Genomic DNA, 12454 nt, shown 5'->3' on the forward strand with positions numbered 1-12454 from the left:
CGATCTGGACGTGCTGCTGGCGTTCTACGACTACCCCGCCGAGCACTGGGTGCACCTGCGGACCACGAACCCGATCGAGTCCACGTTCGCGACCGTGCGCCACCGCACCCGCGTCACCAAGGGACCGGGATCACGAGCCGCCGGGCTGGCGATGGCGTTCAAGCTCATCGAGGCCGCCCAGGCCCGCTGGCGNGCGGTCAACGCACCCCACCTCGTCGCCCTCGTCCGCGCCGGCGCCGTCTTCGAAGCCGGCCAGCTCGTCGAACGACCCACCACCACACCCGTCAACCAAGCCGCTTAACGATCACCATCCACAGGTCTTGACAATTCCTCACGGAACCTCGACCAGTCAGCTTGCTGACCTGCTGGGTGTCTCGTCCGCCGCCGTGAGCCAACACACGGCAGTACTGCGTGCGGCGGGCCTCATTGCGACCCGCCGAAACCGCAATCTGGTGCTGCACACCATCACCCCTCTGGGCAGACTCCTGCTCCGCGGCGCAACCGAAGTCGATGCATAGGGTGTCATGGCAGTGACCCGCCGAGGATCGAGCTCCGCCCGCCGATCCACGGCGGGGCCGGGACCGTCCACCGCGTCGCCGGAATGGTTCCTTGTCGGCCGTCGCATGCCCTCCATGATGACGCGGGCTCGTCGGCAGGGCTATCCGCCGTTCGGCAGATCCACCCCCATGTCACCGCCGTCCGCTGAGACCCGCGTCCCAGGCCCAGGATGCGATCCCCACCCGGTTGCGAACCTTCAGCTTTCGCTGAAGGTTCGCAAGATGCGTCTTGACGGTTCCCAGCGAGATGAAGAGTTCCGCACCGATGTCGGAGTTGGTCATTCCCTGAGCCACCAGACCGGCTATCTCCTCCTCACGGGCGGTCAGCGGTTCAGCCGGGCCGCCTCCCCCCCTTCTGACCGGGGCGAGCCGCCGCAGCAGCCGGGTAGTGACCTGTGGGCTTATCAGCGAGTCCCCCGCCACCGCTGCCTTGACCGCCTCCACGAGCAGTGCCGGACCGGAACGTTTGAGCAGAAATCCGGACGCACCCTCACACAGTGCGGTGTCCACATATTCGTCGAGGTCGAACGTGGTCACCACGACGACTCGGACGGATGGAGCGACGTCAACCAGTCTACGGGTCAGTTCGAGACCGTCCAGTAGGGGCATGCGTATGTCGGCAAGCAACACATCGGGCCGGAGTTTCTGTGCCAGGTCCAAGGCGCTCAACCCATCGGCGGCCTCGGCTACGACCGCCATGTCCCCCTGCGCCTCCAGTATGTGGCGGAACCCCTCGCGGACACTGGCCTGGTCATCCGCTATCACGATTCGCGTCGTCATGCGAGCATGATGACACGACGCGCGATCCGCATGTCCGACCATCTCGCTGACCTGCGTTTTTCAGGTCCCGCTTAATGAGGTTGTCACATCGTGTGGCACCGGGCATGATGGCCGAGAAGGGCCGATGTCACGTCACTGAAATACTTGCTGCATTAAATACTCCGGGCTCGATGGCAGAAGGGCGGCGGGCATGGATCCTCGGTATGAGGCATATACGATCGCCGACCCGACCTGGTACGAACCGTTGGAGCTCAGCGACGACAGCGACTCCCGGTTCGCGGAGCACNAAACGCCGGACGGCTGGCGGCGGACGGACCAGGGCGTGTGGACATTACTGGCCCCGACAGAACCGTCGGAGATGCTAGAGCAGGGCTGGAAGATCCACATCAGCGGCACGCCGGATACGGCCGAAGAAACGATAAAAATCGCCGGAGAGATCCTCTGCAGGCTCCGCATACCCTGGAAATTTCTGCGTAGTCGTCTCATCGTCACCATGACGAACTCCAAGTATGCCAGCAGGTCTGGTAGCGGCAAGGTCATCACTGTCTACCCGCGCACCGGGGCCGAGCTGCACACGGCTCTGGTGGAGCTCGACGGCGCGCTGCGAGGACATCCTGGACCGTACGTGCTCTCGGACCTCCGCTGGAATGACGGCCCGCTCTCCATACGGTTCGGCGCCTTCACGTTGAGGTGGTGCGAACTACCGGATGGCACCCGGGTTCCGGCCATGCGCGATCCAGCCGGCCGGCTCGTGCCGGACACCAGACGGCCGGTCTTCACGGTGCCGAAGTGGGCGTATACCCCGGACTTCATCGCCAGCCGACTGGCCACCACACCCTCCGGCGGGGACGCGACGCTGGGCCGCTTCCAGGTCACCGCGGCACTGCACTTCTCCAACGCAGGCGGCGTCTACCTTGCTCACGATCCGATGGAGCGACAGGTCGTGCTGAAGGAGGCCCGGCCGCACGCCGGCCTGGACAGGAACGGTCAGGACGCCGTAGCCCGCCTGAGTGCCGAACGGGAGGTACTGGAGAGGCTCGACGACCTCTCCTTCACCCCCGATGTCATCGACTACTTCACCGAATGGGAACACCATTACCTGGCGATGGAACACATCCCGGGCGAGACACTCAACGCCTGGATGGGCCGGGAGTACCCGCTGACCCAGTACCGGCCGAGCGACCTGATGAGATCGGAGTTCGCCCGGCTCGCGGTGGACCGGTTGGAACAGGTCGAGAGGTGCGTCGAAGAGCTACACGGCGCGGGCATCGCCTTCGGCGACCTCCATCCCCGTAACATCATCGTCCGGCCGGACGGCACGGTGGCGCTGGTGGACTTCGAACTTGCCACGGCGATGGCGGCAGACCGGCGGGCCGCGCTCGGCGCCCCCGGCTTCATGGATCCGTCGATCACCTCGGCGCGTGACGCGGACCTGTTCGCCCTCGGCTGTTGCCAGCTCGCCGTGTTCGTGCCGTGGACCGTACTCACCATCCGAAATCCGGCTGCCGTGGGCCGGCTGGTTCAGTTGGCCGAATCCGCGTTCCCCATGGTTCCGCAAGAGCTGTTCGGCCGGATGAAGGACCGGTTGGCTCTGTCCGCCGCACTCCGCCCGCATCTACTCGCGTCCGGTGGCGGGAAAACCTCGGCTCCGCCTCAGCCACAGCGCGGGCAGCTTGNCCGCGGCATGCTGGCTGCCGCGACTCCTCATCGCCTCGACCGCCTCTATCCGGGAGATATCGCCCTGCACCGTCCTGGCGGGTCCCTCGGACTCGCCTTCGGCGCGCCCGGGGTGCTGTTGGCCCAAGATGTGGCCGGCGCGAAGCTGGACCCGGACCACGTCGACTGGGTGGTGCGAGCGGCGCGACGGGCTCCGGACGGGATACCCACCGGGCTGTACGACGGGCTGGCCGGCGCGGCCTGGCTACTACACCGTCTGCACCACCCGGAGGCGGCCAACCTGGTCGACCGTATCATCGCGGCGCCAATGCCACGCTCACCCGGGCTATTCGGCGGACTGACCGGAATCGCCCAGATGCTGCTGGACGTGGGGGCGCAGGACGAGGCTCTGCGGCTCGCCCATGAGACAGCCGCGAGGATTGGCGAGCCGGGCGTACTGGACCGCCCAGGCCTGATGCACGGATGGTCGGGACCCGCGATCCTGTTCGCCCGTTGCCATCAGGTGACCGGGCACGATGAATGGGCAGAGGCTGCTGAGAAGGCGATTCGCTGCGATCTTCGCCGGGCTCGCCTGGTCGGCGAGATGCTGCAGATGGAGAGTTCCCACCGCCTTCTGCCTTATCTGGCCGAGGGATCGGCCGGCGTAGCATTCGCCGCGATGGCCCTCCCTGCCGCGCAGGCCGCTACCCTCGACGTCGATCGCATCGTCTCCGGCGCAGCCCGAGCCTGCGCGGTCCAGATCGTCATCCAGGGTGGCCTGTTCAATGGCCGTGCCGGCCTGGTCTACTTTCTTGCCCACGCCGCAAACCGTCAGCCACAATGGCGGGCAGCCGCGCACGAGCAGTCGCAACTGCTCGCCCTGCACGTTGTTGCCCGTGACGATGGCCACGTTCTGCACGGGGATCAGCTCGTACGGCTGTCGGTCGATCTGGCGACGGGCTCCGCCGGAGCTCTGCTCGCGGTGGAAGCCACCACAAGCTCCGGGCAGCGTCTACTCCCAGGCGTACACCTCGATGTACGGGTGAACGCCGCCAGGAATGAAGCGCCCGGTATCCGGGATGACCCCACGCCTGACGGGAGGTGATTTGCCCATGATGTACGTGCTGGCGCTCCAGGAGCTCGACGAGGAGATCGTCGTCGACGCCCCGTTCAGCTCGATCAGCTACTTCGCCTGCCACTGATCCAGGATCGGGCGAGAAATGGTCGAGAAGTAAGTTCGGGGAGGCCACGGTCTGGGTGGCCTCCCCGAACGCATCCAGCGTACTGGACACCTGTCGAGAGGAAACTGTGATCGCGGCACTCGACCATGGGACCACCGGGGCCGGCCGATGAGCTCGCATCGACTATTCGCCGCCGAGATCCGTGCCTACCCCGGGCGGGTGGCCGGCGCCGCGGCGGCCTGCGCGGTGACCGCGGCGGGGGTGGGCGCGTGCCTCCTGCTCATCTTGGCCGTGAACAGCCCCGGCTACCCGGCGGACTCCCCTGCGGCCGCGTCGGCGAAGGACGCGGAGAACCTGCTGTCGCTGCTGCTGTCGCTGCTGCTGATGGGAGCGGTGCTGGTCATCGGCTCCACGGTGTCGCTATGGACCGGGCAGCGGCTGGAGCAGTTCGCGGTGCTCCGCGCCCTCGGTGTCACGGCCGAGCGATTGCGGTGGCTGGTGGGCGGCGACGTTGCACGTCTCGCCCTGCCCGCAGCCGCCCTCGGGGCCGCAGTGGGGACACTGCCGGCGGCGTACCTGGGTCGGCGGCTGCTCATCGGGCGTGAGTTGTTCCCCTCCTCGGCACATCTGCCGTCGGCGGCTCTGTGCCTGGCCGTGATGGGCGGGGTCTGCGTGGGAAGCGCCGCGGTCGCAGTACTTGCCGCTCTGGGCAGCGTCTTCGCCGCCGGCCGGGTGACGGCGATCGGCCTGCTGCGCGATGCCGGGCTGGCGATGGCACCGAGCCGCAATCCGGTCCGCCTGGTGGCGGGGCTGGTGATGGCGGCGATGCTGTGCCTGCCGATCCTGGTGCTGCTGACCTTCCTGAGCCTGCCGGGCGTGTACAAGGCGGCCCTGGCCTCAGGACTGGCCTTGATGATCATCCCCAGCCTGGCCGTGCTGGCCCCCTGGATCATGCCCACCCTGACCCGACCCGTGTGCGCAGCCCTGCGCATCCTCGACCGCCGGGTGGGGCCGATTGCGGCGGCGGGACTGCGGGCGGCGCCGCTGCGGACCGCAGCAATCGCCGTACCGGTGCTCCTGTCGGTCGGCACCGCGGTCTGCCTGCTTGGTTCCGGTGCGACCATGGGCGCCGCCATCCAGCGGCAGACAGAGCAGGGCCTGCTCGCCGACGGTGTCGTGGCTGCGCAACCCGGCGCGCGGCTGCCCATCACCCCGGGCGCGATCCGGGGAGCCACCGCGACCGCGCTGGTGGCCACGGAGCTGACTCCACCGGCGACAACCCTGGACGACCAGCCCGAGGCCGCCAGGACGTGGGGGGTGGAAGGCGGGTCCCTGGGGCAGTTCCTGGACCTGGGAGTGAAGCACGGCCAGCTCGCAGACCTGCGGGAGGGCACCTTCGCGGCGGGAGCCGCCCAGACCGAACAGCACCACTGGCGACTGGGCCAGCCGGTCGCCCTGCGGCTGTCCGACGGGCGCGTGCAGTCGCTGCGGCTGGTCGCCGTCTACCGCCGCGACCTCGCCTTCCCCGAGTTCCTGCTGCCCCGTTCCAGTGCCCTCGCCCACACCGCACACCCGCACGCCGAGCAGATCCTGCTGTCGGGAGACATCCGTGGCTGGCCCCGGCTCCCCGGGCAGGAACTGTCGTCCCGCGCGGAGTATCTCGACCGGCTGACCCCGCGCAGCCCGCAGGACAACCTCGCTGGCCACCTCGTTGTCGCCGTCGTTTCCGGCTACGCGCTGCTCGCGGCGGCCAACATCTGCGCGCTCGCCCAGCGGGACCGCCGGGCGCAGCGCGCGCACCTGCGGGCGCTCGGCCTCAGCCGCCTGCAACTGGCCCGCTGCGCGCTCTACGAGGTGCTCGGCGCAGCCCTGGTGGGCGTCGGGCTGTCGGCTGGCACCGCACTGGTATGCCTGTCCCCGTTCGCCCTGGCGCTGGGGTTGGGGCCGCTTCCCATCCTCGATGTTCCCTGGAGCCTGGGGGTGCTCGCCGCCGCGTTCGCTGCGGTCACCGTCCCCACCCTGCTGGCGACCCACCCGATGCGCGGAATCGACCGGCAGTTCGCCACCGGCGCGCCATGACCCGCGGCCTGGGTAGACGCTTCTGGTTGCTGTACACGGGGGAATCCACCTCCGCGATGGGCACGGCGGCCACCGCCGTGGCCCTGCCGGTGGTCGCGTTGCGGTCGACGGGCGACGTCCGGCAGGCGGGCATGGCCGGCGCCGCACTGTCGGTAGGAATCGTGCTCGCACGATTACCCGCAGGTGTGGTCGCCGATCGATACGATCGTCGGCTGCTGTCCCTCGCCGGCAACACGCTCGGCGTGCTGGTGCTCGCGAGTCTGGCCCTGCTCACAGCGGTGGACCGAGCGTCGCTGCCCGTGCTGCTGGCGGCGGCATTCCTGGTGGGAACGATCGGCAGCGCCCTGGCACCGGTGGAGAACGTCACCCTGCGAACCATCGTTCAGCCCGATCTCCTGCCCAGTGCGCTGGCCTTGATCCAGACCCGGGCGGCCACCGCGATGGTCGCGGGCCCGCTGGCCGGCATGGCCCTCCTCGGCGTGAATGCGCAGGAACTCTTCGCCGTCGATGCCTGCACCTACCTGGTCTCCGTCGTCTGCATGGCCCTGCTGCCCGCCATGCCAGCCGCACCCGCCGGGCCGGGGAGGGCCGGACGGCATCCGCTGCGGTCCGCCACGGAAGGTATCCGCTTCATCGTGTTAACCCCGTTTCTGCGCTATGCCGCAGTGAACGCAGCCGTGATCAATGTCGTCTTCAACGGCCTGATCATCGTCATCATCGCCTCGACAAGCGCAGGAACCGGCGCCGGCATCGGAGTGGGCATACAGACCGCCGCGCTGGGTGCGGGCGCCTTCGGGGGGTCCCTGATCGCGGCATCGGTGGCGCGACGCCTACCGCCCGCCTGGGGCATCGCGCTCGGCACCGCTGTGGTGGCGCTGGCGCTGTCGGGGTTCACACTGGTTCGCGCGACATGGGCGGCCGCGATCCCACTCGCGGTCGCCGCGGCGGCGGGACCGGTGATCACGGTGGTGATCTCCACGGTCCAGATCGGCATCACTCCGAACGAGATGCAGGGCCGGGTACACAGCGGCATCGGATTCCTCGCCCAGGCCGTCTCGCCGCTGGGATCAGTCCTCGCCGGCCTGGGTGTGCGCGCCTTCGGACTCACCGCGACCGTGAGCGGCGCCGCGCTCGCCGTCGTCCTCCTCGCGCTCGCCGGCGGCCTGGTCGCCGCTCGACAGGCTGACCCGACCACCGCCGATGCGCGCATCCCGGTGGTGACCGGACGTGGATAGCCCCGCCGACGGGCCGCATGAGCCGGCGGATCCATACCGGTGGTTGGAGGACGCCGTCGGCCCTCGGACGAGGGCCTGGCTCACTCGCCAGGCTCTGGCGTTACGGGACGTGAGGCGTCAGACCGATGATCCTGGCTGGGCTGCGCTGTTGGCCCGGATCGACCGCGCGGCGCACGGGCGGCTGCTCAGCCCGCCGGCCGAGGCCGGCGGGCTCCTGTTCCGCCACGAGCACCAAACCGACGCGGAGGTGCTCATCGTCCAGGCCCCAGACGGCGTCCGGCATACCCTGGTCGACTCCGCCACGTCGGGCCGGATCGCAGCCTGGCAGCCCTCCCCCACCGGTGATCTGGTCGCCGTACAGCGTCACCATGACGGTTACGAGAACGGCGGACTGCGGCTGATCCCATCCCACCCCGGCGCACCGGGCGAGAGTCTCGCCGACGCCGCGCCCTTCCCCGCAGTCGCCTTCGTCGGCGACTGGCTGCTGTACACCGCCGGCACCAGGACGCAGCACCGGTTGGCCGCCCGCCGACTCGACTCCGGCGCTGCCCACCAGGTGGCTGTTCCGGTTGATGGACCGGTCCGGCTGTCCCTCCATGCCGGCTGGGGCGAATATCTCGTGCTGCGTATCCGCCCGGCGGCTCCCGCCACCCCCGACGGCCTGACCTGGTGGGTGACCCGATGGACCGGCCAGACCGTCCCGGACTGGCAGCCGTTGGACGTCGGCCACCTCCCCGTCACGGCGCTCGCTCTGGGCTGGAGCAGGTGCTATCTCGCTGCGGGACGGGTGTTCGACATCGATCTGGCGCGACTTGCCCGTGGTCAGGACGCCCCGCTGCTCCCGGTGGGCTCGCCGGACACCGAGGCGGCGTCGACGGTGTCCGCCCTGCGAGTGATGGGGCCGGAGGCCTCGCCGCGTCTGGTGGTGCTGCGGCGGACCGGCGTCACGCGCCGTCTCGACGTGCATGCTCCCGAGGGCGCCCCCGCCCCCGGGAGCGGCTTCACCTGGCAGGCCAGGCTCAGGCTCGGGCCGGTGACCACACCCAGCGCGGGCAGCGGCGGTGACGCGCTGTGGATTCTCGCCGACGATCCGCGTCAGGGCACCTGGAGCCGCCGCCTCGCGTCCCATGTCGACCTCAGGGGCTTCTCGGCACCCGGCCAAGGAACATCACTACGCACCTTGACGATCGCCAGCCGGGACGGAACCGCGGTGCCTGTGACCGTATGTGATCCCAACCCCCACGCCCGGCATCGTCCCGCTCCCACAGTGGTCACCGTGTACGGCGGCTTCGGCATCGCCCTGGAACCCACCTGGGATCCCCTGATCGCCGCCTGGCTGCACGCGGGCGGAAGAGTGGCCTGGGTCCACACCCGTGGCGGCGGCGAGTTCGGGCCCGCCTGGGCAGCGGCCGGGCGGGGAACGGGCAAGAACGCCGTCGTCGACGACCTGTGCGCGGCGGCCGCCACCCTGACGGAGCGCGGTGAGGCCGAGCCGGGTCAGCTGGCGGTCCTCGCTGCCAGCAACGGCGGTCTGATCGCCGCCGCCGCACTGACCCGGACACCGAGCCTGTTTGCCGCCGTGGTCTGCGCGGCTCCGCTCGCTGACATGACGCGTTACACCGTCGGAGGTCTCGGCGACCTCTGGCGGGAAGAATACGGGAACCCCACCGACCCTGCGGACCTGCGTGGGCTCCTGGCCTATTCCCCCTATCACCAGGTCAAAGAGGGTACACCTTACCCCGCGATCCTGCTGGTCACCGGAGGCAATGACGAACGCGTGCCAGCCTGGCATGCCTGGAAACTGTGCGCCGCCCTGCAAGGGGCCACAACCGGATCCGCACCCATTCTCCTGGACCATCACGACAGCAGCGGTCACTATGGTCGCTCCGGTAACGCTGCTCGCCGCCTCGGCGCCGGTACACTCGGTTTCATGGGTGCTGCGACCGGGCTTCGGCCTCGCATTGTCGGCGCCGCCGGTCATGAACCACCCGGCGAGCTGCGGCGGGGTGAACCACCGGACACTCCGACGGAGATCGCCTTGTGACTCGGCCCCGCGTCTGGCCTGGCATGCCACCGCCAGCACCCCCGGCCACGACAGTCGCCGCCGCCATGGGGCTCACCAAGGTCTACGGGTACGGTGATGGCCGGGTGCTGGCACTGGACCGCGTGTCCGTCGCCTTCGGCCGCAGCGAGTTCGCTGCCATCATGGGCCCGTCGGGTTCCGGAAAATCCACCCTCATGCACTGCCTGGCCGGCCTCGACCGACCAACGTCCGGCTCCGTCCGGATCGGTCCGGTGGAGCTGTCGAGGATGACGGACCGGCAGCTCACCCGCCTTCGCCGAGACCGAATCGGGTTCATCTTCCAGAATTTTCACCTGATTCCCACTCTGACTGCGGCCGAGAACATCACGGTGCCGCTGACCATCGCGGGGCGCAGGCCGGACAACGGCTGGTTCGACGCCGTGATTCGCGCCGTCGGTCTGGCGGACCGGCTGAACCATCTGCCCTCCCAGCTTTCCGGTGGTCAGCAGCAGCGAGTCGCCTGTGCCCGAGCCCTGATGGGACGGCCGGACATCGTCTTCGCGGACGAACCGACCGGCAACCTTGATTCCCGCGCCGGCGCTGGAATCCTCTCGTTCCTTCAGTTATGCGCACGCCAGTTCGGTCAGACCATTGTGATGGTGACGCATGACCCGGTCGCCGCTGCGCAGGCCGACCGTGTGGTCTTCCTCTCGGACGGCAGGATCGTCGACGAACTGACGCGACCCTCACCGGACAGCGTGCTCGACCGGATCAGAGCGCTCGACGCCACCACCGGCATGGGCTACCCGCCGCGACCGGTGTGACCTCTCCGCGGGGACGACCCGCCAAAGCCCGGACAGGGCGTCCACTGAGCACGCGGTGGACGCGAAGGTCGGTCGACCGCCACCGCGCGTGAGATCGGGGATGCCCGGGGGGAGCGGATGTGGCGCAGCGGACACCGGGCGGGGAACACTGAAGCGCCTGGCTAGAGTTACGCCTGCAGTACGAGGCGCTACACATACTCAGGGAGCTCACGCATGACCTCTGCCGTCGAGAGCATCGAGGCGCCGGACGTTCCCGTCCTCGACGAGGCGGGGCGCGCCCTGCTGTTCACCGAGGCACGGACGGGGAACGCCTTCGCGGACACCCCGGTCAGCGACGAGCAGCTCGCCGCCATCTGGGAGCTCACCCGGTGGGCGCCGACCAGCGCCAACCTGCAGCCGCTGCGGGTGACCTTCGTGCGCACGCCCGAGGGCAAGGAGCGGCTGCTGCCGCTGATGAGCGAGGGCAACCGGGTCAAGACCGCCTCGGCGCCCGTCACCGCCATCCTCGCCGTCGACTCGCGCTTCCACGAGCACGCCCCCACGCTGCTGCCGATCCGGCCACAGATGCGCGACGCCCTCGAGGCGGACGAGGCCACCCGCAGCGCCATGGCCCAGGTCAACGGGCCGCTGCAGGCGGGCTACTTCATCCTCGCCATCCGCGCCCAGGGCCTGGTGGCCGGGCCGATGGCCGGCTTCGACGCCGCGGCGATCGACGCCGAGTTCTTCCCGGACGGCCGTTGGAAGTCCCTGCTCGTCATCAACATCGGCCACCCCGGGGAGAACCCCTGGTTCGACCGGCTCCCCCGGCTCGACCCCGCCGACGTCATCCGCTGGGCCTGACCGCCAGCCCGGTTCTGGACCCGGCCGCCGGACCCCGAGCGCGCGAGCCTCGGGGTCACGTGCTTGTGGACCGTCCTCGTCCTGCGGCGGCCGCGGGGTAGCGGGCCAGGATGGCCTGCTGGCCCGCCGGCGGGGGCGTCGTCGCCGGGTCGTAGAACGGCGAGAACGCCCGGGCGAGCCGGCGGAGGTTCGCCGTGCCGAGTTTCCTGGCCGTGGCCGCCTCCCGCTCCTCGGACTGTCGGCGCTGCTCGTCGGTCATCCCGCGCCGGTCCACGTCCAGCAGATATCTCCGCAGCGGTGAGGTGCGCCGGTTCAGGTGCCGGGAGGCGGTGACGATGCCTCGGGCCCGGTATAACCACGCGACCAGCCGGGGGCGGCCATAGAGGCGATGGTAGACGCGGTTCACGACCGTGCGGTGTTCGTACTCCTCGGCCAGATGCCATTTCCACAGGTCGGCCGCCGGTGACGGCGGGGCGCCGAGTTCGGTTTCCATCAGGCCGTCGACCCACAGCTCCGCGCCGGTCGAGCCGATGGTCTCGAAGCCCTCGCAGTAGGCGAGCAGCCAGCGCAGCGACCTGGTCCGCAGGAAGTGCTCGTAGTCCCGTTCGAAGACGGCCTCGTAGTCGGTCATGTCCGGGTAGCCGCCGTCGCGGACCATCGCGTTGAACGCCCGGTGCAGCCGGTAGTGCTGGCCCTCCTGCCGGTTGAACAGGTCGATGTCGTGCAGCAGCTCGGCGTCGACCAGCGGATCCAGCTCCTCCGCCGCGCGGCGCATCACCTTGATGAGGAACGGCTCGATGTAGGCCGGGATGATGCCCTGCGCGTTGACGAGATGGACGGCCTCCAGGTTCGCGCCCCAGCGCGGCGAGACGTCGGTGAAGTCGAATTCCGGCGAACGGACACGCATACCCATACCAGACCCTTCCGAGCACGGACGGTACGACCGAGGAGCGACCGTGATCCCGCCGCCCGCTCCGCCACCCATGATCCGACACTCGAAGGTCACGGGGACGGATCTCGGTGCGGTACCCCGGTAAGTGCCCGCGACCGTCGTTGCCCCGTGCCTCGTGCCCTGAACCCGAGCCCCGCAAGCGTGGCTCTGCCGCTACCAGCCCGGGCCCTACCAGCCCCGACCCCTACCAGCCCCGGCCCCTACCAGCCCCGATCCCTACCAGCCCCGGCCCGGTCTTCCCGCGCTCCGCGCCGGGACGGAGGGTGCGGGAGGGGACCTCGACGGTCCTCGCCGGGCCCGGCGGGACCTCACCTGACCGCCGTGCCG

The 12454-nt window shown here is 69.7% G+C and carries 11 protein-coding genes and 2 pseudogenes; 11 read left to right on the top strand and 2 right to left on the bottom strand.

Going from position 1 to position 12454, the window contains the following annotated elements; translation table 11 throughout:
• Both FF36_RS38670 and FF36_RS41010 read left to right on the top strand, forming a co-directional pair.
• On the top strand, positions 1-192 hold a 192-nt coding region (locus tag FF36_RS38670), incomplete at both ends, for a transposase (RefSeq protein ID WP_242422725.1).
• 128 nt (positions 193-320) lie between these two features.
• Positions 321-518: a winged helix-turn-helix domain-containing protein gene (locus tag FF36_RS41010; RefSeq protein ID WP_082122120.1), complete on the top strand. Its 198-nt coding sequence runs from the start codon at positions 321-323 to the stop codon at positions 516-518.
• Positions 519-689: 171 nt separating this feature from the next.
• Here FF36_RS41010 and FF36_RS21650 read toward each other — a convergent pair whose 3' ends face one another.
• Entirely contained in the window at positions 690-1337 is a 648-nt protein-coding gene (locus FF36_RS21650) for a response regulator (RefSeq protein WP_044886969.1), read from the bottom strand.
• Positions 1338-1527: 190 nt separating this feature from the next.
• On the opposite strand from FF36_RS21650, the gene FF36_RS41015 reads away from it, so the two are divergent.
• The 9 genes and pseudogenes from FF36_RS41015 to FF36_RS21680 all read left to right on the top strand — a co-directional run.
• Positions 1528-1623 (top strand): hypothetical protein (locus FF36_RS41015; protein WP_422615106.1); only part of this gene is annotated, 96 nt, incomplete at its 3' end.
• A 1-nt stretch (position 1624) separates the two neighbouring features.
• Positions 1625-3013, top strand: a pseudogene (locus FF36_RS41020) (class III lanthionine synthetase LanKC N-terminal domain-containing protein); the annotation flags it as partial.
• A 1-nt stretch (position 3014) separates the two neighbouring features.
• Positions 3015-4098: pseudogene (locus tag FF36_RS41025) on the top strand (hypothetical protein); the annotation flags it as partial.
• A 7-nt stretch (positions 4099-4105) separates the two neighbouring features.
• On the top strand, positions 4106-4195 hold the full coding sequence (locus tag FF36_RS36095) for a class III lanthipeptide (protein ID WP_199865459.1): 90 nt from the start codon (positions 4106-4108) through the stop codon (positions 4193-4195).
• Positions 4196-4342: 147 nt separating this feature from the next.
• Positions 4343-6253: an FtsX-like permease family protein gene (locus tag FF36_RS21660; RefSeq protein WP_044886970.1), complete on the top strand. Its 1911-nt coding sequence runs from the start codon at positions 4343-4345 to the stop codon at positions 6251-6253.
• Positions 6250-7488, top strand: a complete 1239-nt coding sequence (locus tag FF36_RS21665) for an MFS transporter (protein WP_044886971.1) — start codon at positions 6250-6252, stop codon at positions 7486-7488. Before FF36_RS21660 ends, FF36_RS21665 begins: the two co-directional genes overlap by 4 nt.
• Positions 7481-9532: a prolyl oligopeptidase family serine peptidase gene (locus tag FF36_RS21670; protein WP_110431494.1), complete on the top strand. Its 2052-nt coding sequence runs from the start codon at positions 7481-7483 to the stop codon at positions 9530-9532. Before FF36_RS21665 ends, FF36_RS21670 begins: the two co-directional genes overlap by 8 nt.
• A 65-nt stretch (positions 9533-9597) precedes the next feature.
• Positions 9598-10335 carry an ABC transporter ATP-binding protein gene (locus FF36_RS21675; RefSeq protein ID WP_242422711.1) on the top strand — a complete coding sequence of 246 codons (738 nt, stop codon included), beginning with the start codon at positions 9598-9600 and terminating at the stop codon, positions 10333-10335.
• Positions 10336-10548: 213 nt separating this feature from the next.
• Positions 10549-11175, top strand: a complete 627-nt coding sequence (locus tag FF36_RS21680) for a malonic semialdehyde reductase (RefSeq protein WP_044886974.1) — start codon at positions 10549-10551, stop codon at positions 11173-11175.
• A 55-nt stretch (positions 11176-11230) separates the two neighbouring features.
• Here FF36_RS21680 and FF36_RS21685 read toward each other — a convergent pair whose 3' ends face one another.
• Positions 11231-12088: a metal-dependent hydrolase gene (locus FF36_RS21685; RefSeq protein ID WP_242422713.1), complete on the bottom strand. Its 858-nt coding sequence runs from the start codon at positions 12086-12088 to the stop codon at positions 11231-11233.
• Positions 12089-12454: the final 366 nt, after the last annotated feature.

The organism is Frankia torreyi (genome assembly GCF_000948395.1).
Classification (GTDB): Bacteria; Actinomycetota; Actinomycetes; order Frankiales; family Frankiaceae; genus Frankia; species Frankia torreyi.